This window comes from Pseudomonas syringae (genome assembly GCF_002157375.1).
In the GTDB taxonomy this organism is placed as follows: domain Bacteria; phylum Pseudomonadota; class Gammaproteobacteria; order Pseudomonadales; family Pseudomonadaceae; genus Aquipseudomonas; species Aquipseudomonas syringae_T.
The window spans coordinates 46,355-69,768 of sequence record NZ_MTSA01000013.1 but is presented as its reverse complement, the minus strand read 5'-3'; the positions used below and the strand labels follow the sequence as shown (position 1 = coordinate 69,768).

Here is a 23,414-nt window from a genome sequence, read left to right as displayed (position 1 = left end):
AAAGGTATGTTGAAGCAGCTATCGGAGCGAGAGTATAGTAAGCGTCCGGCCAAGTCATCTTACGAACCCCCACAGCCCTCGCATTTACCGTGTACCTCGGGCCGTGGCTACATGATAAGGGACGATGCAGTGGGCGCCTGACTGACTGCTCAATGCATTTCTCTAACGCGCAACACCAAGTATCATAACAATTTTAAGACGAGATCTTCAGATGGAACGTCGATACGTAACTGCGGATGTCTTCTCATCCTTAGCGTTTCAGGGCAATCCAGTGGCTGTGGTGTTGGATGCTGATAGTCTTTCGAGCGAGCAAATGCAACGTATTGCAGCTGAATTCGGGTACAGCGAAACTACTTTTTTATTGCCGCCGAAAAATCCTGAAAACTCAGCATGGGTACGAATCTTTTCTCCTTCAAAGGAATTTCCTTTCGCCGGGCACCCCAACATCGGAACTGCGTACGTCCTTGCTATGGAGATGTATAACGCTGGGAGCTTGCCACCTAAAACCATGATTTTCGAAGAGGCTGCGGGCCTGGTTCGCATACGGATTCTCTTTGAAGCAGGCAAGCCTATTGGAGCTGAGTTGGTTGCGCCAGAGCAGCTATCTAGGCTTGCAACAGTCGAGCTAAAGCAGATAGCAGCGTGCCTGTCTTTGAGTGCTGACGAAATAGAGGTCGCCACTCATGCACCCCAGGTTGCATCCGTGGGTTTACCATTCATTATTGTCGAGCTAAAGAGTCAGGAAGCGTTAAGACAATGCGTCCCGAATCTAACGGAGTACAAGCTTACGGTACCTGTCAGTGGAGCTACCTCGATTTACGCGTACACGAAAGTCTCGGGGGGCTTGCATGACACCGCTGATGTCAATCTGGAGGCTCGTACCTTCACTAATCGTATGACCGAAGATCCTGGAACTGGTAGCGCAACAGCTGCAGCCGTTGCGCTACTCGCGAGGTTGTACTCAAAGAAGACAATGACAGCTCGTGTGATGCAAGGAGTAAGTGTAGGAAGGCCGAGCGTTATCAATGTGCGGTACACCTACGATAGTGCGGAAGAGGTCAGAATCTCCGGCGAATGCGTGACTATCATGCAAGGTAAATTTTCGCTCAAAGGCGATGGCTAGCCAAATAATCGTAACGGTCTAAGCATGCCATCTTGCTATAGAGCCCATTTGACTTATCCAAAAATCACGACGCTTTGCCGCTGATCCGTAACCGTCCGGCGAAGTTATCTATCCGCCGCCCATCCTACACTCGAAGTCGGTAAGCGTCTGGCGAACCCACCTTGCGGCTTTGTAACGAGCATACCGTGGAGCAGCTTGGTTATCGGGATCGTGTGGCCGATCTCAGAGCTTGGCTAGCTTCAATCTTGTCTGCAATTGACCTACGCACTCACCCGCAATGCTCCTCACAGCTGGATCAATCCATGGCTTTAGAAGCTCATGTTCGCGAATCAAGCCCAGCTGTAGTAGTACGCTGACAGCAGTCGTGTAAAGCGGCCCTAGGCTTCCGTCTGCAATTTTAATAGCTTTACCCAGGCCGCGACTACGAATCCCAACCGTGTAGACACCATCTGCGCCGACCTTAGCAATGCAATCGCCGTTAGATGCTAGCGCTATGGCCTGATCACAACGACCCGTACCTGACACCATCTCGGGGTGGGAAGCCATCGCGGAAGCAATCGAAGACAATGCATTATCGTGATCACTATCGATGCCCGACTCGCCAGTGGCAAGACGCGCCCAGAGCAACGCAAGGCGCGACAAAGACATGCCCTAGTTTGGAGCACTGCAACCGTCTATTCCAGACCAAAGCTGGTTTGACGGGAGGTTTGCCAGCCTCGCAATGCCTTGACGGATATCTACTTGGAGAGGGTGATCCGGATCAAGGTAATTTTGGTTATGTCCATGTAAAGAACAGTAACCTAGAAATCCCGCATGTTTACCTGAGCAGTTGTTATGTCTCTGATCGAACGTGCTCCCAAGCGGTGGAAGGTTGTGTTCACCGTATTGGATCGGTAGATGGCATCCGCAACGCAGGTCAGCTTCTGACTTGGAAATTTTTTCAAGCAGCCGGGTGATTGCTATCACGTGAAAATCTTCGCCCGAGTGACTGCCACAGGTAATGGCTAGCTCTGCCGCAGAGAATCCAAAGTGATGGTGCCCCCCATCCCTTACCAGTGGTACCGCCTGAAAAGGCTTCAATGTCGAGCGCGAAAATACGTAGGTGTCAGGGGCTCCGACATGCACAACTGATGCGCCTGTGGCATCCACCACGGCGAGTGATCCCCAGTGGATGCGTTCCACATAAGTATTCCGCGTTGCTACGATAATCGGAGTATGGGCAGGTGATGGCATCACAGGATCCTGAAGCGAGTAAATAATGCCGGTCAGTAGAGCATCATTGTGATGCCTCAAGCTAATCCAGCCACCCTGGCTAAATTGATACCCACTTATGAGGCAGCAACTCGGTAATTTCACTCGCCCGCTGCGTCGGTAAACGCATCAAAACGTCTTTCAGGTAAGCATACGGATCATGCCCGTTGAGCCGCGCCGACTGGATCAAACTCATGATCGCAGCCGCACGTTTTCCGCTGCGTAACGAGCCCGCAAACAACCAGTTCGAGCGCCCAAGTGCCCACGGCCGGATTTGGTTCTCGCACCAATTATTGTCAATGGGGACGGCCCCGTCATCGAGATAACGCGTCAGCGGTATCCAGCGTCTGAGGCTGTAATCCAGGGCTTTGGCGATGGCCGATCCTTCAGGCACAAGCTGTTTCTGGGCAATCATCCAGGCATGAAGTGCCTCAATGATTGGCGCTGCTTTTTCTCGCCGTATTCGCTGCCGATCACGGGGTTCCAGCTCGCGTGCCTCTCGTTCAACTTCATACAAGGCCGCGATGTAGTGCAGCGCTTTTCCGGCGATCTGGCTCTTGTTGGTCGCGTGCAAGTCGAAGAACTTTCGGCGTGCATGTCTTGTCATACCTCTGTTTGCTCAGCCATTTCTAGCGCATCGTCTACTTCATTACTGAGGTAAACACCCCTTTACACACAAGTGATGTGCCGGTTCGGTTCTTCATGGCGCCGTACCAGACTCGTATATTGAATCCACCGTGGCGTGCTGGCTCCTGCAGCGTGCTGATGATGAGACCCCAAAACGAGACCACATTATGAACAGTGCAATTCAACCGCATTCAAATCTGGAAGTATCTCCACATGAGATCGATGCCGAATACTTCGAGTACAGCAAAGCGGCAAATCCGATCAGCGCAAACTTGATCACCCGCATCCCGTACCAGATTTTCCCTGCTTCGCTCTATGATTCGGGCACATCTCGAACAGTTGCTCTCGATTTGAGCGAAAAACTAGAGTGTGAAGGCCCCGCAACCGGCCCAGGTCTTTGCGCTAGTTTTATTCGACTGAACGCTGGCGATGACGTCACATTGGCGCCCAACGCGACCTCACAGGTCTTGTATGTAATCGATGGTAGCGGCAGCCTTGCGTACGGTGAAACAGCATTTGAATGGACGAAAGGTTGTTTTATCGCCCTGCCAGGGATGAACAGCACAATTCTCAAGGCATCGGCGGACGCACGATTCTACTGGGTACATGATGAGCCTCTTCTTCGCTACTTAGGCGTAAGCAGAAGTGAAGACCGCTTCACCCCGACTCTCTACCCTGCGGCTGTCGCATCTGCAAAGCTTCGTGAAGCCGCTGATGATCCACGTGCACAGGATCGCAGCCGCATCAGCGTTCTGCTGGGTAACAGTCACTTCCCTCAGACACGCACAGTGACCCATGTGCTGTGGGCTATGTACGGCATCCTCCCAGCCGGCTCAATCCAAAAACCCCACCGGCACCAATCCATCGCCCTGGACTTCATCATTGATTGCCCAACTGGATGCTATTCGCTCGTGGGTACTGAACTGGACGAAAATGGCCATATTCGCAATCCAAAACGCGTAGATTGGACACCAGGGCTTGCGTTCGTTACACCGCCTGGCTACTGGCATGCTCACTTCAACGAGTCGGATCGCGAAGCATTTCTGATCCCGATTCAGGATGCAGGTCTACAGACATATCTGCGATCACTCGATATTAGGTTCAGCTAAATGGACTCCCGGTATGACTGGCTCATACCGGGAATTATCGCTGCCACGTGGGCGGGTCAACCACGCGCTCAGCAATGAAATCAATGAAGCATCGCACCTTCGAAGAAACGATTCGCTTCGGCGGATATACAAACCAGATGGCGCCAGATTCATGTGAGGCCTTGACCTCCCAATCAGGCAGCCAACGCACCAGTCGACCATCGCGCAAACTGGCGCTGGCAAGCCAATCTGGGAGCAATGCCATTCCCAACCCGCTGCTCACCGCGATTAGCTGAGCGTCGAGGTCATTTATCCAAAGTACAGCACCAATGGGCAACGAAACCTGCTCGTTGTCGTTGGCCCATATCAACGCCTCCGGGCACTGGCGTCCAATGATCATCATGTCGACGGGCAGTTGATCAGGGGAATCCGGTTGAGGATAACGAGTGGCAAATTCTGGACTCACACATAGGAAAGTCTTTACCTCTGCCAGCTTTCTCGCCTTGAGATTGGAGTTGGCTAACCTGCCAATGCGAATCGCAAGATCGATTCCAGTGGCGATCAAATCGACTTGTGAATCCTCAATGCATAGATCTAGCGTGATGTCTGGGTAACGCTCCATAAACTCGCCCACTACAGGGAGTATATGATGACGCGCAAAAGCAGGCGGAAGACTAACCTTCAATCTCCCTCGGGGATTTTGGTTGAGAGCGGACGTTGCCGCCCTGGCTTCTGACAATTCAAAGAGAACTTTTTGGGCATGGTACAAGAACGTTTGCCCACCCTCCGTCAATACAAGTTTTCGTGTTGATCGATTGAAAAGTGCAATGCCAAGATCTTGCTCTAAATCTTTGATGTAACGCGACACCGTAGAAGCTTTTATCCCCAAACGCTCTGCTGCTTTGGAGAAGCTATTCCCATTGGCAGACTCTACGAAAGCGGTCAGTGCTGCTAGGTAGTCCAAGTGCGCCTCTCTGTTTTTGGTGTCGCTAGCTCGACTGTTCGGGCACTTGAGCCTTGAGGTCGATTGGAAAAACTCGGTGGCTTCTGAGGCACAACCTTGGTCATCTCGGAAGGGTATCCCATCGCAAGAGTTCAGTGAAGTCACCTTTGAGCCATGGTCTCGCTAGCTCGCACCTTGCGGTGTGCAGCATCATTTTTTACAGAGCCTAAGCGCCTTGCAACGCTGACTGCAGGATGGCAACCAACTTGGGGCGGCCGGTGTTATGCCTATACAGCATGACTAACTCGCGCTCATAGGCACTGTCGTCAATCACGGTAGTGAAACAGTCTTTTGTTATGCTCTCCAACCCCGTCCAGTAGGGGACAAGACTAACCCCCAACCCGTCCGAAACCAGGCTCGCAATAGCCTCAAGCCCGTCCAGATCAAACAAAGGCCGAGTCTCAATGGCTTGATCTTTGAGATAGTGCTCTGCGAAGCGTCCCCCCCACGCGTTTGGGTCATATCGAATGTATGGCTCTGTTTGCAGGACATTTCTTATCGACAAGTGCGGTTTAGCGTTGGTCAACAGCACTAAGGGTTCCTTGCGCAAATCGACGCGCCTAAGCGAGGCATGCAGTTCAAAAGGCGGTGCGACCACAATGATTGCGTCCAGTTCGTCATTCAACAGAGCAGCATAAAGCTCCCGCGAAGTACCGGGCAGTATCAATGGCTTGGCCTGTGGTGCCGTGATGACTAGCTGGCGCAGCACAGAAGGTAGCAAACCAGTCAAGGCGGTTGAAATCGTTCCGACCCTCAGGGGGCCTAAAAGTCCGCTGGAATCTGCGTCGTTTGCCAGCAATGCCATTGATTGCACGATATGCCGTGCACGTGGCAACAATGCCAAGCATGCCTCCGATGCCTTTACCGAGTGACCCGTACGGATCAACAAAGCAATTCCAAGGGTGCGTTCGAGGGTCTGTATTCGCTGACTGACGGCCGCCGCCGTCAGGTGCTCCAGCCTGGCTGCTTCTGCAATCGAGCCTTTCTCTACCACCTTGATCAAGCTCGCAAGATAACGGCTATCCAAAAGTTTTCCTAATGCTCACCTCAATAATTACAAGTTATCACTTTCGCTGCTTCCCCGATACATTCGCGTCAACGAACGAAACTAGAGGAAGCTCCCATGAGATCGCTATTCCATTTGGCTTACCACGTCTCTGATTTAGCTGCGGCGCGAGAGTTTTATTCTACGGCGCTGGGATGCCGGGAGGGGCGAAGTGCGGAAACATGGATCGACTTCGATTTATACGGGCATCAGATTTCCCTTCACTTAGGTAAGCCGTTTGCAACAGAAAACACAGGTCTGGTCGGTTCCCACCAGGTACCGATGCCGCATTTTGGTGTCATCCTACCTATGGCGGGCTGGCGGTCGGTTGTTCAGCGACTTAGAGACCATGGCACGGAGTTCATGTTGGAACCCACGACTCGCTTCGAAGGTGAACCTGGAGAGCAGGCCACACTGTTTATAAAGGATCCCTCCGGAAACGCCATCGAGATCAAGGGCTTTGATGACGCCGACCAGGTATATGCTATATGAAACATGTCATTCCTTTCATCGCAGCGCCTGAGCAGGTAGATCACTGGATCGGCCCGCTGGTACGCGCCATGCCAGATGAACGTGTCGTGCCTTTTTCTCTACTGTCTAATACTGACCTTGAGGACTGCAGTTTCGCAATCGTCGCAAACCCAGATCCCGCAGATCTAGCAAAATTTCCGAATCTGCGCTGGATCCAAAGCGTCTGGGCTGGCGTGGAGCAGCTAGTCTCGAACGTTGACCCTGCAGCAGTCACGATTGTGCGATTGGTTGACCCTCACCTCGCCGCTGCTATGGGCGAAGCCGTACTAACCTGGACACTGCATCTCCACCGACACGTACCGCTATACACTAGCCAGCAAAGGCAGCAAATATGGTCTGCGCGACCATATGTTGCGGCTCAGGCGAGGACAGTTAGTATCATGGGGATGGGCGAGATGGGCTTAGCCTCGATAAAACTACTGCTTACCTTGGGCTTCAAGGTTCAAGGATGGAGTCGCCTGCTCAAAGACATCCCTGGAGTTACATGTTTTTCCGGGCCGGAAGGGTTGCAGCAGATGTTGAAAGCAACAGATATCTTGATCTGCTTGTTGCCGCTCACTGCCCAGACTACGGGGTTGATGGACGCCCACCAGCTCGCGCGGTTACCAGTCGGTGCCAGCGTGATCAACTTTGGTCGCGGGGCCATTTTTGATGAGAACGCCTTGAAAAGCGCACTGGACAGCGGACACCTGGGGCATGCGGTGCTAGATGTGTTCAATATCGAGCCGCTACCCGCAGATGCGTGGCAGTGGCTCCACACCAAGGTTTCAGTTCTACCTCACTGCGCAGCGACAACCAACACTAAGACCGCTTCGTTAATAGTCGCGCGTAATATACTTCAGTATCGTAAAACCGGCGATATACCCTTGGGTGTCAGTTACACGCTTGGTTATTGATTAGGTTTGATGTCGTGGGTTTACTAAGACAAGCCGACTGCTACAGCTAAAAGCTTGGGCTTAGTTAGGTACTTCAAAGTTCCAACGCAAAACTATGCTGCGTTCCGACACCTAGGGCACATCTCGGCAATCCATAAAACATTTTTCACCATTTTCAACCACTGGATTCCTAGATCTCGTTATGAGCTTGCCGATGCCTCTGAGTTCGAACAGCACAGTTCCGATTTCGAACCGTCTAAAGGCAGTGGTTACTTGGATGTCTGGATACCGCTTTCCAGACCCATGGCACCATAATCGTGGGATCGACCTGTAATTGTTGGAGCTGGGTAGGTGAGTATTCCAGACAGCTCCGTCAAGCTCAGGCGTCGGATCGGGAAGGCATTGTGAGCAGCAGGATTACCAACTCTAAAACGTCGATAATCTAACCACTGATCACCCCCGAGGGTGGTCGCTGACAATCCAGATCAACCGGGATCAACGACGTAGTTCATGCAAACCGCTAGCTGGTAAATCGCACCAGCGACGTAGGGCTTCACATCCTCCCGGACGTCTTCACACGACAGTTCTTCTGCGGACAGATGGCATAGCTGATCTATGTCGATGCCCATAGACGCTGCAGTGCTTAGCACAGCGATCAGAGCCTCTCTGGCTTCTCTTGCTTGACTGTCCATGATGACGGTTTCCTCCATGTTCTATCTCAACATAGTCGGAAGCAGGGAACGCATAGGATCGATTCGAAATAACCGTAATGCACGTAATGATAGTTGCCGTCCTGTGGCTTTCTGCAGTGCAGGATTGCGCTACTGAGGAAGGTCAATGCCTGAAATTCCATGTTCACAGATGGAGTATCATGCTCCGCCATCTGGCGGCCACTGACCCCTAGCCTGGGAGGCAGTACCGACTGCTCGACAATCTAAAGGGAGTTTCACTCATGCCAGAGCCGCGCATTCGCCCACTCGCGCTTTGCATCTTTCATCATCACGGAAAAATACTGGTCAACCAGTTCCATGACGCTGCTGGAGGGCAGACTCTTTTTCGTCCTGTAGGTGGAGGTATTGAATTTGGTGAACGGAGTATCGATGCCATTGCCCGAGAGGTGCAGGAGGAGCTGGGCCTTTCGATCAGCGACGTCCGATTGATTGGCACCTTGGAAAGTATTTTCATCTACGAGGGTAAGACTGGACACGAGATCGTTCAGATATACGACGCAAGATTTGACGACGTAACGGTCTATGAGAAACCTTGGCTAGACGGCTGTGAAAGTGACGGTGCATCGTTCAGAGCTTCGTGGCATAACAGTTCCAGTTTCACTGCCACTTCCCGATTAGTCCCTGAGGGGCTATCTGATCTGCTCATGGAAGCTTCGCTGTTGGACTGAATCTGACGATAGAAAAGAGCTGCTATCTAACGCATGCGGTCGACTCAGTAAGCCAACGTCACTTTCCTTGATGTGCCCTATGAAACTGAAGCTGGAGTTCGGCGGGGGGCGCTTCGGCCAAGCTACCAGAGCGCTGCACAAACACTTGATAACGACCACGTTCAAGTTTTACACGAACCAAGTCAGCGTTTAAATTTCTGCTGCCCCACGAGGTCAATTTTGGGTGGGTGACTTCCTGATTCAACATCTCTTTTCCGCTTGGGATTTCATTAATGCGGATTTGAAAAGTAAATGGAGAACCCGGCTCTTGCCTTGAGCCGCCGTTGAGTGATCCACCTCCTGCAAGCGTCCAAGCTTTTTCCCGTTGGCCACCGTCGATGTAGGGGTAGCTCAGAGAAACCGTGTAGGTATCAGATTTGCTTACACGTACCGATAAGTTGGTCTTGCTGACGGGGCGATAGATTTCGAGCGGCACGCTATAGGATGGTGAATGGCTGGCATCCACCAGCACTCTTATGAGCGCGATAGAGACGATTACAACCCCTAAAAGCGCTAGTACACGGTTTACTATTTTCCTAAGCAAAGCCAGCCTCCATGCACACACGTGCAAGGGCAATATATATGGATATCGTCAAACAAGGGGACAGGCAATGTCTGTTTAAACGTGCAGACCACGTCTGCAGCCGCAGCCCGTTAATCTCACTGGCGCGCTGCGTAGGCAGGCACGTGGAAACATCCTGCCGGTGAGAATACTGGACATGCCCATCCAGGCGCATCTACTGGATTGGACTCCTGATCGCCGCCGCCCGCTGACCGCTGCGTAATTCATGGACGTGACCAGTCATTTGCATTCGACGCCGACCAAGCGTTTTCATCGGATTTGACCCGCGCACTTCGTGTTCTTGACCGGCAGAAATCGGCCAAAAGCAGCCGCTTGGCTGCCCCCTCAGTCGTCAGGTATGCCTACTTCCTGAAAGTCGCGAAAAAATATGGGCATTCGTCTCGTTGGGTAGGGATGAAATCGACCTGCATGAAAAAGGGATCTATTTTCGCTCAATGCATCTGGCCAACGTGATCCTCACCCCGGACGGTACACTCGGTCTGATCGACATATCCGACATGAAAACCTTCCACCGCCCCCTGCGCAACTTCAAGCACGTGCTGCGTTACGAGCAGGATCGCCAATGGCTGATCGGAGGTAACAAGCGGCTGTCCTCAACGGGCATCAGGAAGACCTGCCCTGGCAAAGCGATCAATGCGTAAAACAGGTTATTGGTGGACTTGGCCGAATCCCAAAGGATGTAGCTCACAATACAGGCAACCAAAGCTGCCCTGAAGCAAGCGGCGATCTTTGCCCGAGTCTGTGTTCAGCTTGTCAGCCAACATTACTGAAAGCCCAACCTACCATTACCCCGACAACCAGTACCGCGAGCAATTTAATGCGATCACGAAGCTTACGCCGCTGCTTGTTAACGCGTTCCTGAGGGAGCTCGACATGGTTGTCGAAGCCAGTGTGCAAGACCGCGTCGTTTTCAAGAATCAACGCGTAACGGTTATGCGCTGCATAAATGCCCGCCAGCTTCTTTTCGCCGCTGTGCGCGGCATAGGGGGCATGTTCTTTATAGTCAGCCAGGCGCCGCAGGCCAGGATTAAATGAAAAACCCTGCCACTCGGGCTTGTGCGAGCCCAGCTTGTAGAAGGCGATGCCCTGCACTACCTCCCGGGCATTGAGGTACAGGTAAGGGCTATGCACCCGAAGATCATGGTTGTAGCTGCGCAGCCAGACTTGCAATGCCTGACGGTCGTTTTCCAGCAGAGTCATGGACTCTTCAACAAAACCTGGGCGGTAAAAATCCCAGTCGTCCTCGCAGTGGAATACCCAGGATGTCTGGATCAGCGCATAAGCGGCATCCACCGAACGCATCTGCCCCAACTTGGGGTTGTTAATGATAAAGCGGGTGAACGGGCGCCAATGCTCGGGAATACAGGCTTCAACCTGAGCATCCCCAGAATCTTCGGTGATCAGCACGGCGCGAATCGGTGCGGAGTTGAACTGGTCAAACGTTTCAAGCGTGCGCGTCAACAGGTCGAACCGTCCGCAACTGGTGACCACCAGCGTTATATCGCTACTTTCGCTAAACTGCATCATGTGTACTCAATAATTGAAATTTCAAAGGCGATTACAGTCCCAACCGAGACATAAGGCGAATCCAGTTCAGGGTATGGCAATACTCTTCGCCGGCGGGCAAGCCAAAGGCGAACGGTGCACGTGTCATCGAGGTCGCCTCCGGTAAGCATGAGAGGCTGCTTCGCGACTTTCGGTTCTATGTGAACTCTTAGGTTCGTCTGGCCGGGTTGCGCGCCTCGCTTGCCTCTGATCGCAAGCCATCTGCGCATCGTCCCGCAGGACGGTTTGGTCTCCCTTCCGTACGCGCGATTCTAAGCTCGGTGACTGCAATGCCCAGAAGGATTAGCGCCGCCCCTGCAAGTCTTTCAGGGGGGAAACGATCTCCAGCGAGAAAATAACCAAAAACCCCACTAAACACGGGTTCGCAAATAAGTATTAGGGCGACTTTTTCAGGAGCTAGCACAGTCTGAGCGCGATTTTGAATGGCGTAAGCCAAGGCAGTAGCGAACAGCGCGAGCGAAAGGATGGTAACTGTCGAAGGGAGCGCGCTGGGAAAAGAAAACTGGTTACCGGCCAAGCTCCATATCAAAGAAAGCGAGCCAACCAGCCCTAGCTGGATTGAAGTTGATGCCATGGAAATGGCGGGTGTTGCGAACGTTGAGACGATCACGATGTGTAATGCGAAGCATGCAGCACACCCCAAAATCAATAGATCACCGTAGTGCAGCGCGAATCCGTCAAGGCTCAGTAGAGCGAGCCCAAATACGGCAATCACTGTTCCTGCTGCCTGTTTAGGGCTTGGGCGTCCTCTACCTATAAAATAAACAAACAGCGGAGTGAAGACTGTGCACAAGCCCGTGATGAACCCGGCATTGGAGGGCGTTGTGAGGGCTGTCCCTGAAGTCTGCAGTGAGAACGCGGCAAAGAGGACTATTCCAGCAAATACTGCATTCGCCCAGTCACGCGGCTTCAGATGTCGAAATGAGCGGATTGAAAATGGAAGAAGCGCTAAAGCCGCTAAGGTGAACATCCATGCGTTAAGCGTGGATGGAGCCATGACTGCCAACGTTTCGTGCTTAGCTACAAAGCTCCAGCCCCATACAGCCGTGACCAGTAAAAGCGCGATAGACCAAAAGGTTCGGTATGACATAGCTGTCCCCAAGGAAGACATTTATACCGAATGCCTTGCCAAGAACTTTATGTCAGCGGTACCCAGAAAGACCTAGAATAATTTAGTGAGAGGGCATTGGCAATCATGAACACCATGGCTGGTAAGTTAACTCGGAGCCTCAAATCTCTACGAGGGGGATCAACAAACATTGCCTTGCCAATGACCATTTGCAGATCCTTTTTGTAGAGTTTCCGTTCACCCATTATCGAGGCGGAACGAGATCCCCCAACTATCCTTTCGGGCGTATTTGCCTGAGCCATGCAAGGTGATTTCGGCAGACGCTTACGGTGCGTAGACATCCATGTAGCCTTGTAGCGAAGTGGTATAAAAAACGAGTGAAGGTGCCGAGTACGCCGCTAAGGAAGATGCTCGCTGGATATTTCTTCTCCAAGGATCGGGTGCTACTTTTACGCTGGGCGCTTATGGAGTGGGAAAGTATCAGGGCGAGAGAATCTCCCCCCTCCAGCGCGGCAGCAGGGTAATCCAGGAAGATAAAGGTAATCGCCATCTGTGCCCCGAGATGGCGACCACCTGCCAGGCCCAATGCTATTTGTATGATGCGATCTTAGCGCTGCAGAGGACGAGGATCAGTGACGCAGAGGTTAAGAGCAAAGAGAGGCTTAGGGACGTAGCATGAGCGATAAATCCAATCGCAGCCGGCCCCATCAGTATGCCTAGGTAGCCAATCGCATTGATGATTGCCAGAGCTTGAGCGACGGGCATAGCAGTCTGATGCCCGGCCTTGGAACAAAATATCGGAACGAGATTCGAAATTCCTAATCCGACGAGTACGAACCCCAAAACCGAAACTATCCAATGGTCGATGCCCACCGCCAAGGCCATGCCGCCCATTGCCAGTACACTTCCTACAAGTAGCACTGCTCGCGATCCGAGCTTGCTTACGATCCAATCGCCTAACAGTCTCCCTACTGCCATAGTTACGGAAAACGCGGCGTAACCGATGCCCGCGATACTAGGCTCCATATCTCGGTTCGAAGTCAGATAGACGGCGCTCCAGTCGAGCATTGAACCTTCAACCAGAAAAGCGATGAAGCACAGCGCCCCCAGTAGCAACACCAGCTTGGTTGGCTTCGTCTTGGCTGGCGCCCCCTCCAGCTCCGCGAACGGGAGCATGTAACGACCAAAATACAAGAGCGCCATGCCCAATCCAAGAGCCAATATAACGATTGACTGTATGGGATTGAGGCCGAGCCAGAGCAGCAAGCTAATCGTGCCCGCGCTGAAAATATTCCCGACGCTGAACAGCCCATGAAAGCCAGACATCATCTGCTTGCCGTGGTGGCGCTCAACAAGCGAGCCTTGAAGGTTCATGTTTACATCGGCTGTAGCGATGGCGGCCCCAAACAGAAGCAGAAAAGCCAAGAGCACCCAGTATGAGGTGGCTGTTGCCAGGCCAACCAAGCCGACAGCGGTAAAAGCGCTTGCAAGATAGACCGTACTTCTGCAGCCAACTCGATTCGCTAAACGGGCCACAAACGGCATCATGCACATTGCTCCGGTACCAAGGCCCAGGAGGAGCAGACCAAGTTCCGCCTCACCTATTTGCGCCCTTTCCTTAGCAAATGGCACCAAAGGTGCCCATGCGCCCATGCCACATCCGGCCAGGAAGAATGCATATCTGGAAGCAGGTAGCGTATTAGAGGTAAAAAAAGCTTGTTCCGTACTATTCATCTACTAAAGCCTGTTGTTGGCAAATGGACACTACGCCCGTAACTTATGTTGCAGACCGATAGTAAAAAACTTGGCATGATGCATGCGACCTTAACAGCTAGGCTCATTTCTTATGGATGTAGCACTCGACAGTGAAGACGTCTGGTGAGTAGCCAAGTTTTCGTCGGCATCTTGGGCAATACGCTTCAGCGCGCAGCCGCTCTGTGCCCGGAGGGGTCAACTGTCACCATGACAATCAGCGATGCCCTGCACCGACTGTTACCGAATGTCAGCCTAAGAAACGATGCTTGAGTTGCTGTATTCAGTGCTTTCATAAAATCTCTTCAAGCAATCTGGTACGGGTTCTTCCTCAAACCAATAAGCGATTTGTCGAAATTCGCGTCATACAAAAAACCATCAACAACACCGGTCAATTTGTTCATCCCAAAGTTTCCTATCACAGCAACTATTTGGCTCGGTCTCTTGCTCAGCAGTAGAAACCGTACAGATGTACGATTTCTATCCTACTGTGAGCGCTGATCAAGGTCAATGAAATCGTACATTTGTACGATTTTACGTCTTATGCTAGTGTCAGCTGACTGAGATGGGAGCATGCATGACGAACGAGAAACGGAAGACTTGGCAGCAAGACCCTCATCGTAGGGAGCATATCCTCAAGGCAACCCTAGACTGCATCGAGCTGCACGGGGTTGCATGCACAACGTACCGAAAAATTTCCGAACTGTCGGGCGTGCCTCTCGGTTCACTTACACACTACTTCCCGAGCATGCAGGAGCTGCTGCTGGAGGCATTTCAGCTGTTGGCTCAGTCCGTATCTACTCGATTTGCAGCAGTAATTCGAAAAGCAAAGACTAAAGAAGACGCTTGCCATGCAATAGTGGATGTTATCTTTGAAAAATCCACATTCGGCACTAGAACGATCCAGCTGACTTGCGAGCTCTATATTTTTGCGGGTCGTAACCCTGTCATGAAGAATGTTATGAAAGACTGGATGCTTGAAATCAGAGGAACACTCAAACTCTATTTCTCCCCCTTGTCAGCAGTCGCGCTAGATGCTTTGATTGAAGGAATCATTCTTCATCGATCAGTAACCCCGATTGCTCGTGAAGACGCTCACAAAATGATAGTTAGGCTATCCGAGTTGTAATATTTAGTGGTGGACAGGAAAGGAAGTCGCTATCTGGCCAGCATATCCAGCATATCCAGCATATCCAGCATATACGGAATATGTAGCTGTAGTCACATCGTTCTTCAATGATGAGACGAACATGATGGCCTCCGGGTGCCATACCTATATATGGGCATCGCCTGAGACCTATGGTATTTCAATCAGAACGGAAACCAAGTCGAATGACCGCTTCTGGCCGATTTCTGCCGGTCAAGGACACGAAATTTGCGGGTCAAGTCCGATGCAAACGCCTGGTCAGGTGGAATGTAATTCTCCAACCGATTCGAAGGCAGAACGACTCTCGCTTTGCTGGAGAGCCAGGAGCTGCGATGTGCATCCGCATAGGTACGCCGGACGTCCGTACCCAGGAACAGACGGCGGTTTGGCGATCCTATATCTTGCACCCGGATATCTCGTCGTAACGGCGAGAAACCGACTCCGTTTTAAGTAGCCGTTCTAGACCATCCCATGAGCTTGCTACTGGCGGGCGAACTCTAGGATCCACGAGATTCAGCTCCTCCAGCGTGTAGTTCATCTTGCCAAAGTTGCAGGGCGCGCAAGTGAGGATCGTGTTGTCGATACTGTTATCACCGCCTCGTGCATGGGCCAAGACGTGATCGTACTGTGCCCACATAGCCTGGAAAGCAGCGTGTTGTCCTAGGTTCGTGCGCTCCCAACGTAAGGCATTTGGGTAGCATTTGCTTAGCAACGTGCGTACCTCTTTGCGGATAACCGGCACTCCACAAAATCTGCAGTGATAACCATCACGGTCGTGGATCTTCACCAAGGCAACGCTATCAGGCATGCGCTCTACGCGACTCCCTGAGGGGCCATATGCGCGTGACTGGAAGAAGTTTCTGACTGAATGGCAGCGTGAGATGCAGCATCTGAAAAATCACCGAGCTGCACAAGCTCCTACCAGCCAGAACGGCTGGCTCGAGCGATGGCGGGGCAAGCACACAAGCGGTCGTTGTATCCGCTGAAAATCGCAGTCTCAAACAGGAGCAGCAAGGTGGAACGGCCTTCTTTTTTTATTGATTTTGAAGCCTCTGGAATAGCGCCTGACAGCTATCCTATCGAAGTCGCTGTCGTGTCGAGTGAGACCTCCTTTAGCTCGCTTATCAAGCCAGTCCGGTACTGGACGCACTGGTCGTTCGATGCGCAAGACATGCATGGTCTCACTCCGGATCATTTGCTTCAGGAAGGTGATAATCCACACACCGTGGCGGAACGAATGAATCAGCTGTTTTCAGGGCAGCTGCTTTGCAGCGACTCACCTCAAGACGTGTTTTGGTTCGACGTCCTTTATGAGGCAGCAGATGTGAGACCTACCTTCGAGTTGAAGCCTTTGGAGGTGTTCGTGGGGCGGCAGGCTGCCAGCGATATTTATCGACTACTGCCGACAACCAGGCACCACCGAGCTTCAAATGACGCAACTGCTTTGATGAACGCCTGCCGTGTTTTTTTCGAAGCTTGACCTATAAAGGAGGTAGTTAACTCTCCCCGCCATACCGAATAATTTGCGAGAGACATTACCTGAGGGAAGACAGTGCCATATCTAATCAATGATGAATGGTTTGCAACCAAGGACGCCGTCACAGATCGCTGCAGACACCCGCCCGTTGCTTATCGGTACGGGCATCGCCACAGCAAACGTGCTGAATGTACCCTTGGTGAAGAAGAATCTTCCGGAGCACGCTGCGCTCTGTGTAGGCCTATATGCCGCCACCATGGCGTTGATGCCCGCATTGGCCAGTGGTCTCTCAGCACCGCTGTCGGCACTGATCACTTACCCGGAGCGATCTCGAGGCCTCTGTATAAGGCCTAGATGATGTCGTTTCTAACTATTCGCCCCAATACTGAGCATCGAACAGTTTTTTCATACCTAACGGCTCAACATGTCTTTGGTAGATGGTGTGTCCAGGCAGGTCGAATAACTTTGTGGTTTCATCAAACTCAATTTCAGCCTTGGCCCTTTGAATGAACTGGCTTACCTTCTGGGGGAGGTCAGGTAGAGATTCGCAGTGTGGGAGAATGTTTCTGAGAATATTGCAGTTTATTGGGGTGATGTTATGTTCTTCCAATTTCTCCCAGCTAAAAGTGGTTCCAAATCCGGAGTTGGTGAGAATAGCGCGGAGGTGATTAACCCCTTCTGTATTTTTGATTTCAGGGAATGCTTTTTTGTAAAGTGCTTCCTTGGAGTTTTTATCTAGCATGTCGAAGCGAATTGTTTGATCAATACCTTCCAATACTCTGTCGCCCAGCCTTATGGCCATACGGGCAGATTCGGCATAAAGTGTCGCTTTTGCTTGGATTGTGATGATGGAGTGAGATTTCTTGCAGTACGCTAGGAGGTCAATTTCTCCACCTTCGAAATTCTTCTCAAAAGCTGTTTCGAAGCCGTGCGCTTCAAAGTGACTTTTTGCTCTTCTTAGCAGTGCAGGCTCAAATAGCTTGGAAATCATATTGTCATATTTGTATTTCTTCTTTTTGATTTTGTTGTTTTGAATGGAGATAAGAAGATTTCGGGCGCCCAAGAGAGTTGGGACTATGGCAGGGCAGAAGTAGATCTCGTCTTCAATTTGCCAGAAGGGAGGTATAAACTTGTTGTGCAGTTCGGTGTTTTCGCCTGCGCCACAAAAGAAAAATTCGGAGAATTTCTCGTAATCCTCATCGGATGACTTGGTTAGATCCAGGATATGCTCTTTGAGTACGGAGTTCTTGAGTTTGGCCATAGCTAGGCCTTGCCACAGCTGATTGCCTAGAGGGCTGTCGTAGATCTCGTTTGCCGCTAGGTGCATGTTGACCATGATCGACACGTCAATGTAGGTTTGGCCAACGCACACGAACGCGTTTCTGATTCTTTTGAATTCTTCTGCTGACGAAAAACCAATATGCGTATAGAACTCGTCCGGGACGATGTCCGCTTCGATAAAAGTGTTTTTCGGGTTAGTGTACATCGCGGCTATGTATTCACGATAAGCTAATGGATCCATCGATTCTCCCCTGATTAGCCGGTGTCTAATGTTTTCCGCCAAGGTTTTTGGGCTGCGCTCAAGTGCGGGGATTACCGGTAGTGATAGCTGGGTAACTATGATGTCGTTTAGTTCGTGGGTTTCAGCGTCGTTGCTGGTATAGTCAATGTACCATTCAGTTTCACCTTTTTGTGTCAGGCTGTAGATTTCATGTCGAATAAAGGGGAATACTATGTTTAGGTTGGCGCAGGCAAAAAGATGTTTGAAGTCTTCCTGGTTAATTTCATACATTGAGTCGGTGCATGATTCTAGGGTGTGGTTAGTGAAGTTTGTGACTTTATTGAATATAAAGGCGTAGGGTATTAGGGTGCTGAATGGCACTTCCTTGGTATCAAGAAGGCTATGCGTGACAATTTGGCAGAACTGGTTGTAAATGTATGGAAATGGCAGCTTTAGGATGGGGTTTTCATCAAAAAGCTCATCAATCATGTTTTCTAGCTGTTGCATTTCTTTCCTATTGCGCTGAGTTAGTGGATGGCTTTATATCTTCGTACATTCTTGTGACGTGTTCGCTGCTTCGATTGAAGTGTACGGCTGTCATCCAAGGTCGTATAGGGGGGGGCGTTGAGCCGTGCAGGTAGAGCCAGGATCTAAGTTAGGAGTCCTGATGTCCCTTGGTTGGTGACCCCGCAAGTATCCGGCAATGTCAGCTCGCAGCGGATGTGCGGAGTGGGGCGGGCGCAACCGCAGGAGAGGATCTGCGCGAGGGCTCGTTCATCAGAAGGAACTGCCTGGCCGGCAGCCCCACCGTCAACAAGGGCACGGAACCTCAATACGGGGCCATCTGAGCAGGCTCGCATTCAATGCTCTGTTGAAAGTGCAAGCGGAGCGCGCCGGCGCTTGGGTCAGAGACTTGTCGGACTGGGCTGCTACCCTAATCCACAATTGCTTATAACAAATCGGCAATTTGCCCTGGGTAATTTTTCAACCGGCAAGGTGGGCCGGTTTTTAATCAGCGCCGACAATCTGGGTGTTAACGCACTGCGTTTCAATGAACTTTTGGGCCGAACTCGGACTCACTTTCCCTCTCGTTTTCCAGGTAATGGCATTCGCACAAAATTCGATAGTTAGAGAAAAACTGCTTGAGGTCAGCGTGAATTGACTTCGCCCAACCAAGACGTCCAGCATTGGGAGCGAGGAAATCTAGGGTATCGACCGCAGTGTCGCGAAGATGAAAGACATTGTTTCTATACTTCCGTAAGCTGTCAAAATGCGCATTGATGGCACGGTTCAGCTTATTACATTCGGGAAGAAGCTCTTGATACTCAACTGGCCGGTGATCGTTTAGGAGTAGATACATTTTTAGCTTTCTGAAACCTTCGCATGTCACAGCGAGGAATCCCAGCCACGAACTCATGTACACCCTGAAGTCGGATTGATCATCGCGACTAAGTCTCTGTGTTTTGTTCCATTTCGCGAGTAGCGAATCATAGTGCTCAAGCATCAGGTCAGCAGCGTGAAAATGGTGTACCTGAAGGGTAAGCACCTGATCTCGGTCTCTTGAAGGAAGCAGGTCGCCCGCTTGCCGAGTGTCGATGCAGGAACCATTCTCCACTGGCCTGTCAGCAAGGCGGAAAAGCTGGCTCTCCATGGGGAGGATAGATTTAGTTGCTACTGCATGATTAAAGCATTCGCGCAGCTCTGCGTCTGTTGCGAAGCCATAGGTGGAGTGTCTGGCCTTCGCAAAATTTGCAATCCGCCAATCATCAAATCCGCAAATTTCTCCCAGCTGTCCGAAATCAAAATCTACATCGCCGTCTGGTAGCTCCACCAGGCATCCATTCCCGTGGCTCGTGTACTTGATTCCATCAATTAAGCTTTTGATCCCTGACAGGTTGGTTCTACTCCACTCCGAGGTGGTGTATGGAAGAGGGATTCCTGACTTCTTCATCAGCGTCAGAGCAGTCCGAACAGCCTGTGTGTAATCGTCGATGAGCGTAGCAAGTCGAGTGTCCATAGGGGGCCTGTGCATACGAAAGATATCGGCAAGTTAGCCATGCCGCGTATCGGATGGATAGGCTAGTGTGTTGCTATGGAGGGTTCTGGAGCTGACAGACCTCTGGTGAGAGGGGGAGCTAAGCATTTGTGGAAGAACGTGACGGTTCGAGTTTCAGAGCAGCAGGCTTTACATTGACTTCTCTGAAATCACTTCCACGTAGCGGTACTTACTCCGGGCCACCTTGACCGCTTCCTGCTCTGCTAGGAGCGTGCTCAAGGTGTCGGCCTCGTGGATCAGCTCGTAGGTTTTGCCCTCAAACTCGTTGCCTACCTGCATCGTCACTCGCTGGCGGGGAGTGAACGCCTTCGCGGCCTTGCGTTTCGTCAGCGGTTTTGCCGGTGGTGCCGCTATATCAAGGATCGGTGTCGATGCTGGGGATATAGTCACTTGTGTCGCTGGCGCAGGGCTGTCGTAGAGGGCTTGGCGCATCTCTTCTTCGGTCAAATCTGTGTTCATGAGGTTTCTCGCAGGAAGGGATGTCGCGGGACTGATTCTAGCATCGCATGGCGCAGTGCGGATGCTGAGCCTGCCGAGCCACTAGCCCTCTCTGAGGGGAGCAAGCTGGTGCGGATTTCGAGCGAACTGACGCTCGGGTAAGAAAATTTCCTTCCCAGTTCCCTATTGGTTTGCGGTCAACCCTTGAAGAATGAAGTCGTTCCAAGGCAGCCGCCATAAGGGTTAACTAAGCTTACGAGGCAAAACTATGAGCACCAAAAGCGACGATGACAACCGCGCCAATCAGCTCAACGACAACAACGACGCGTACTGGCAATCACGCGGCTACGACGAGCGCCCAGAAGATTGGGAAGATCGTTCTGAGGAGGAAAACTGAGATGGCCAACACACCTAAATCGCCTAAAGATGCTAACTCTGATCGGAAGAATCCTAATCGTGGTACACCAGGAACGAATGCAGTCTGGGATAAGGCGCAAGGGAATCGCGGCAAGCAACTGAATCCGAATCAAGGTGGCCGTAAAGGCTCTTGATTGATGTTCACCAGATATCGAGGCTGCACAGATGCAGTCTCGGTCTCAGAGCTGACTCATAGGTTTTCCAAGCGCCTCGCGGGCAATGCGATACTCCTGCCTATAGGCATCCATGATCCCCACGATGTGAGTTGCTTCGACACCGAGTGTGTTGAGTGCGTATAGGGTCTCAGTAAGCGTTTCCCCTATGCGAAGAATTACAGCTTGCATCCAAGTGTCGTAATCTCGACCTTCTGCGGACTCACCTGCAAGCAGCGCCTGTTCCACCGTCACTGCATTCGCCAGGCTGCAGAAGGTTTGGAATTTTGGTCGTCCCTTTCTACGTTGCTCCCAATTCCTCAACGACCTGATGCGCGAGCCTGGTTCTTTCTGCTCTGCATCGTGACGATCCCACAAATTACCCAGGAATGTGATTGCTCGCTGTTTGCCTTGCCATCCTGCCCGTTTATGACAGCCGTAGGTTTTGAGAAACGCATGCACCTCTCCTATATCGAGCGACTGCGTGTTTAAAATGAGCTGGCCGTCATCCAGCAAGATGCGATCAAACATCTTTTGAGCCCGAAGACGGATTGTCAACGTTAATGCTTCTCAGTTGGTTCGATACTTCAATTGGAAGCTTAACCTTTAGATATACGAAATCTTTGTCGACGCTCAGGTCCGCATCACTTTTGTCGACGGCTACGGCACCCAGCTTGAAACGGCCCGCAAACTCCCCTGATGGAAGCTTGAGATCAACATAAGCTATGCTTTTGGCGGTGACACCCGAGGGCTGGAACTCTTCGCTCACTTTGAAACGTTCAAAATTTTCCGAGATGAATTTTATGAGGCCGCCGTGGTGAGACGAGTCTTCTTTAAGGCATTTGTTAATGACGTGCTGAATTTCTGACAAGTGTATGCGTTCACCTGCTTTATTTTCAATATATTCAACGACGCGCTTGTGGATTGTGCGTCGCTCTGTTGTTGTCAGGGAGCTCGCCTCTTCTTGGAAATACGCACCTATGGCGTTTTTCAAGTTGTCGATACACACCTTTCCCGCAATCGAGTCTGAGCAGCCCAAAGCAGCAGTGAAGAACTCGCTCTTTGAATTCCCTTTAATAAAGTAAAGGTAGGAATCACCCGTATTCAGCGGGAAGCCTTTTCTGAACTCGGTCAAATCCATGCAAGCAGCTTGGCGGAAATCCTGAAGGTTCAGGCTTTCTGTGTCTTTCGGGTTGAGGTTGTTGTCATCGTCGAAGTCATAACCAGCTTTTTTACCCAGCATAACGATTAAGAGATGATCCACCTGCCTGTGGTCTTGGTAGTGTGAAAATATTACGTAGCCTTCACTCAGCGAGCGCCGTGCGGGGTCGTTTGCCTCGTCGCACAGTTGCGTCATGACACCATTAACGAAAGCATCGAATTTCAGATCGCTGGCATATTTTGAAAAGTTGGCAGCAGCCGAGAGCATATTAGAGTCCACGTATCCGTAGATCCTCCCGCTCTTGGAAAATTTTTTACCGATAAAATTGACGAAATCAACGCACACTGGGGATTTCAGGTTCCAGTTGCTTCCCTTGTTGCTATCGTAGAACGTCAGGCCGCCAAGCGTCTTCTTGAAAAACTTCGCTGCACATGCGTTCAGCACAACGAGCGGTTTCACGTCAGGCTTTGGTGCCTCTGCTTCAGGGGGCGTTTGAGGAGAGGTTGATGCGTGATCATCCATGCTAGTTTTCATCCGTAGTGGCTATAAATTCTGAACGCTTCGACGTCAGCTGCAAACCGTGCATGGTAGCATAATGATGGTATTCTAGGTCAGTATTCCGAAATCTCAAGACTAGGAGGTCTGAGTGCCCACTTTAGGACATTCTGACAAGAAGCTTGACGCGAGAGAGATTGGGGTTGGTTCGTGAGGGCTCTACGTACAGGCTCCACTTTACGTGCCTTTTAAGCACTTGATGAGGGTGCCAGCATCCTCTTAATCCATCTCCTACATCGACGGTGAGCTTCAGCTTCCCGCCGCTTAGCTTGTAGTGCCCCTCTCAGATTAACCAAAGCTGTTCGTGAGCGGTGCCTCAGTCATTTTCACGCATCTCAACGATATCAATTTTGTCACATGCCGACATGGTTGAAACCTTCGGTTTCAACCATGTCATATCGGCTTGTGTCTGGTTTCCTTCAAGTGATGAAGTGCAAGTCTGTATTGGAAAGAATACTTGCGTACCTTCAAAAGCGCGCCTGGGTGCGCCATTGATGTTTTAAAAAAATCTATAAGAATCAATGCCATATGTGTTTTATACGATTGATTATAAGTTGG

General features: G+C 51.2%; 22 protein-coding genes and 3 pseudogenes. 11 read left to right on the top strand and 14 right to left on the bottom strand.

Annotated elements, in window-relative coordinates:
- Positions 1-211 precede the first annotated feature (211 nt).
- Positions 212-1,123 (top strand): PhzF family phenazine biosynthesis protein, encoded by a 912-nt coding sequence (locus BW686_RS17390; RefSeq protein WP_084918786.1) that lies wholly within the window; start codon positions 212-214, stop codon positions 1,121-1,123.
- A 222-nt stretch (positions 1,124-1,345) separates the two neighbouring features.
- On the opposite strand, the pseudogene BW686_RS27190 reads toward BW686_RS17390, so the two are convergent.
- A pseudogene (locus BW686_RS27190) lies at positions 1,346-2,356 on the bottom strand (asparaginase).
- Positions 2,357-2,435: 79 nt separating this feature from the next.
- Positions 2,436-2,984 (bottom strand): annotated as a pseudogene (tnpC, locus tag BW686_RS17380) (IS66 family transposase); the annotation flags it as partial.
- Positions 2,985-3,168: 184 nt separating this feature from the next.
- On the opposite strand from tnpC, the gene BW686_RS17375 reads away from it, so the two are divergent.
- Complete coding sequence (locus BW686_RS17375; protein ID WP_084918899.1) at positions 3,169-4,110, top strand: cupin; 942 nt, start codon at positions 3,169-3,171, stop codon at positions 4,108-4,110.
- A gap of 34 nt (positions 4,111-4,144) precedes the next feature.
- On the opposite strand, the gene BW686_RS17370 is transcribed toward BW686_RS17375, so the two are convergent.
- Both BW686_RS17370 and BW686_RS17365 read right to left on the bottom strand, forming a co-directional pair.
- Entirely contained in the window at positions 4,145-5,053 is a 909-nt protein-coding gene (locus tag BW686_RS17370) for a LysR family transcriptional regulator (RefSeq protein ID WP_084918785.1), read from the bottom strand.
- Positions 5,054-5,258: 205 nt separating this feature from the next.
- A complete protein-coding gene (locus BW686_RS17365) occupies positions 5,259-6,119 on the bottom strand; it encodes a LysR family transcriptional regulator (RefSeq protein WP_084918784.1) in 861 nt (286 codons plus the stop codon).
- A gap of 96 nt (positions 6,120-6,215) precedes the next feature.
- Between BW686_RS17365 and BW686_RS17360 the strand changes: the two genes are divergently transcribed.
- From BW686_RS17360 to BW686_RS17340, 4 genes are all read left to right on the top strand, one after another.
- Entirely contained in the window at positions 6,216-6,629 is a 414-nt protein-coding gene (locus BW686_RS17360) for a VOC family protein (RefSeq protein ID WP_084918783.1), read from the top strand.
- A complete protein-coding gene (locus BW686_RS17355; RefSeq protein ID WP_086934823.1) occupies positions 6,626-7,564 on the top strand; it encodes a 2-hydroxyacid dehydrogenase in 939 nt (312 codons plus the stop codon). The genes BW686_RS17360 and BW686_RS17355 overlap by 4 nt, the downstream gene beginning before the upstream one ends.
- Positions 7,565-7,618: 54 nt before the next feature.
- The gene (locus BW686_RS17350) at positions 7,619-7,858 is read left to right on the top strand and encodes a GyrI-like domain-containing protein (RefSeq protein ID WP_084918782.1); all 240 of its coding nucleotides are present in this window, start codon (positions 7,619-7,621) and stop codon (positions 7,856-7,858) included.
- Between the two features lie 637 nt (positions 7,859-8,495).
- The gene (locus BW686_RS17340) at positions 8,496-8,942 is read left to right on the top strand and encodes an NUDIX hydrolase (protein WP_084918781.1); all 447 of its coding nucleotides are present in this window, start codon (positions 8,496-8,498) and stop codon (positions 8,940-8,942) included.
- 58 nt (positions 8,943-9,000) lie between these two features.
- Here the strand turns inward: BW686_RS17340 and BW686_RS26555 are convergent, their stop codons facing one another.
- Complete coding sequence (locus tag BW686_RS26555; protein ID WP_143514199.1) at positions 9,001-9,447, bottom strand: DUF5625 family protein; 447 nt, start codon at positions 9,445-9,447, stop codon at positions 9,001-9,003.
- A gap of 500 nt (positions 9,448-9,947) precedes the next feature.
- Here BW686_RS26555 and BW686_RS17335 point away from each other — a divergent pair.
- Positions 9,948-10,136, top strand: a pseudogene (locus BW686_RS17335) (toluene tolerance protein); the annotation flags it as partial.
- Between the two features lie 181 nt (positions 10,137-10,317).
- Here the strand turns inward: BW686_RS17335 and BW686_RS17330 are convergent.
- From BW686_RS17330 to BW686_RS17320, 3 genes are all read right to left on the bottom strand, one after another.
- Entirely contained in the window at positions 10,318-11,091 is a 774-nt protein-coding gene (locus BW686_RS17330; protein WP_084918780.1) for a hypothetical protein, read from the bottom strand.
- A 187-nt stretch (positions 11,092-11,278) separates the two neighbouring features.
- Entirely contained in the window at positions 11,279-12,220 is a 942-nt protein-coding gene (locus BW686_RS17325) for a DMT family transporter (RefSeq protein WP_084918896.1), read from the bottom strand.
- A 567-nt stretch (positions 12,221-12,787) separates the two neighbouring features.
- Positions 12,788-13,933: an MFS transporter gene (locus tag BW686_RS17320; protein WP_143514198.1), complete on the bottom strand. Its 1,146-nt coding sequence runs from the start codon at positions 13,931-13,933 to the stop codon at positions 12,788-12,790.
- Between the two features lie 595 nt (positions 13,934-14,528).
- On the opposite strand from BW686_RS17320, the gene BW686_RS17315 reads away from it, so the two are divergent.
- Complete coding sequence (locus tag BW686_RS17315; RefSeq protein ID WP_084918778.1) at positions 14,529-15,080, top strand: TetR/AcrR family transcriptional regulator; 552 nt, start codon at positions 14,529-14,531, stop codon at positions 15,078-15,080.
- Positions 15,081-15,492: 412 nt separating this feature from the next.
- On the opposite strand, the gene BW686_RS27185 is transcribed toward BW686_RS17315, so the two are convergent.
- Complete coding sequence (locus BW686_RS27185) at positions 15,493-15,735, bottom strand: HNH endonuclease (RefSeq protein ID WP_256898842.1); 243 nt, start codon at positions 15,733-15,735, stop codon at positions 15,493-15,495.
- Positions 15,736-16,113: 378 nt separating this feature from the next.
- Here BW686_RS27185 and BW686_RS17300 point away from each other — a divergent pair, with 378 nt between their 5' ends.
- Entirely contained in the window at positions 16,114-16,578 is a 465-nt protein-coding gene (locus BW686_RS17300) for a hypothetical protein (RefSeq protein WP_084918776.1), read from the top strand.
- A gap of 367 nt (positions 16,579-16,945) precedes the next feature.
- On the opposite strand, the gene BW686_RS17290 is transcribed toward BW686_RS17300, so the two are convergent.
- The 3 genes from BW686_RS17290 to BW686_RS17280 form a co-directional block, all read right to left on the bottom strand.
- Entirely contained in the window at positions 16,946-18,583 is a 1,638-nt protein-coding gene (locus tag BW686_RS17290) for a hypothetical protein (RefSeq protein WP_084918774.1), read from the bottom strand.
- Between the two features lie 541 nt (positions 18,584-19,124).
- Positions 19,125-20,093 carry a DUF6896 domain-containing protein gene (locus BW686_RS17285; protein ID WP_084918773.1) on the bottom strand — a complete coding sequence of 323 codons (969 nt, stop codon included), beginning with the start codon at positions 20,091-20,093 and terminating at the stop codon, positions 19,125-19,127.
- A gap of 168 nt (positions 20,094-20,261) precedes the next feature.
- Entirely contained in the window at positions 20,262-20,591 is a 330-nt protein-coding gene (locus BW686_RS17280; RefSeq protein WP_084918772.1) for a hypothetical protein, read from the bottom strand.
- A 247-nt stretch (positions 20,592-20,838) separates the two neighbouring features.
- On the opposite strand from BW686_RS17280, the gene BW686_RS27180 reads away from it, so the two are divergent.
- Positions 20,839-20,967 (top strand): hypothetical protein, encoded by a 129-nt coding sequence (locus tag BW686_RS27180; RefSeq protein ID WP_256898782.1) that lies wholly within the window; start codon positions 20,839-20,841, stop codon positions 20,965-20,967.
- Position 20,968: 1 nt separating this feature from the next.
- Positions 20,969-21,121, top strand: a complete 153-nt coding sequence (locus tag BW686_RS26890; RefSeq protein ID WP_179149299.1) for a hypothetical protein — start codon at positions 20,969-20,971, stop codon at positions 21,119-21,121.
- Between the two features lie 45 nt (positions 21,122-21,166).
- Here the strand turns inward: BW686_RS26890 and BW686_RS17275 are convergent, their stop codons facing one another.
- Both BW686_RS17275 and BW686_RS17270 read right to left on the bottom strand, forming a co-directional pair.
- On the bottom strand, positions 21,167-21,670 hold the full coding sequence (locus BW686_RS17275) for a hypothetical protein (RefSeq protein ID WP_256898780.1): 504 nt from the start codon (positions 21,668-21,670) through the stop codon (positions 21,167-21,169).
- Positions 21,663-22,823: a nucleoid-associated protein gene (locus BW686_RS17270; protein WP_084918771.1), complete on the bottom strand. Its 1,161-nt coding sequence runs from the start codon at positions 22,821-22,823 to the stop codon at positions 21,663-21,665. Before BW686_RS17270 ends, BW686_RS17275 begins: the two co-directional genes overlap by 8 nt.
- Positions 22,824-23,414: the final 591 nt, after the last annotated feature.

Bases quoted from the DNA above. Each gene is read 5' to 3' on its own strand.
- BW686_RS17390 (WP_084918786.1), top strand. From the start codon at position 212: ATGGAACGTCGATACGTAACTGCGGATGTCTTCTCATCCTTAGCGTTT.
- BW686_RS17375 (WP_084918899.1), top strand. From the start codon at position 3,169: ATGAACAGTGCAATTCAACCGCATTCAAATCTGGAAGTATCTCCACAT.
- BW686_RS17360 (WP_084918783.1), top strand. From the start codon at position 6,216: ATGAGATCGCTATTCCATTTGGCTTACCACGTCTCTGATTTAGCTGCG.
- BW686_RS17355 (WP_086934823.1), top strand. From the start codon at position 6,626: ATGAAACATGTCATTCCTTTCATCGCAGCGCCTGAGCAGGTAGATCAC.
- BW686_RS17340 (WP_084918781.1), top strand. From the start codon at position 8,496: ATGCCAGAGCCGCGCATTCGCCCACTCGCGCTTTGCATCTTTCATCAT.
- BW686_RS17330 (WP_084918780.1), bottom strand. From the start codon at position 11,091: ATGATGCAGTTTAGCGAAAGTAGCGATATAACGCTGGTGGTCACCAGT.
- BW686_RS17325 (WP_084918896.1), bottom strand. From the start codon at position 12,220: ATGTCATACCGAACCTTTTGGTCTATCGCGCTTTTACTGGTCACGGCT.
- BW686_RS17320 (WP_143514198.1), bottom strand. From the start codon at position 13,933: ATGAATAGTACGGAACAAGCTTTTTTTACCTCTAATACGCTACCTGCT.
- BW686_RS17315 (WP_084918778.1), top strand. From the start codon at position 14,529: ATGACGAACGAGAAACGGAAGACTTGGCAGCAAGACCCTCATCGTAGG.
- BW686_RS27185 (WP_256898842.1), bottom strand. From the start codon at position 15,735: ATGTGGGCACAGTACGATCACGTCTTGGCCCATGCACGAGGCGGTGAT.
- BW686_RS17290 (WP_084918774.1), bottom strand. From the start codon at position 18,583: ATGCAACAGCTAGAAAACATGATTGATGAGCTTTTTGATGAAAACCCC.
- BW686_RS17285 (WP_084918773.1), bottom strand. From the start codon at position 20,093: ATGGACACTCGACTTGCTACGCTCATCGACGATTACACACAGGCTGTT.
- BW686_RS17280 (WP_084918772.1), bottom strand. From the start codon at position 20,591: ATGAACACAGATTTGACCGAAGAAGAGATGCGCCAAGCCCTCTACGAC.
- BW686_RS27180 (WP_256898782.1), top strand. From the start codon at position 20,839: ATGAGCACCAAAAGCGACGATGACAACCGCGCCAATCAGCTCAACGAC.
- BW686_RS26890 (WP_179149299.1), top strand. From the start codon at position 20,969: ATGGCCAACACACCTAAATCGCCTAAAGATGCTAACTCTGATCGGAAG.
- BW686_RS17275 (WP_256898780.1), bottom strand. From the start codon at position 21,670: ATGTTTGATCGCATCTTGCTGGATGACGGCCAGCTCATTTTAAACACG.
- BW686_RS17270 (WP_084918771.1), bottom strand. From the start codon at position 22,823: ATGGATGATCACGCATCAACCTCTCCTCAAACGCCCCCTGAAGCAGAG.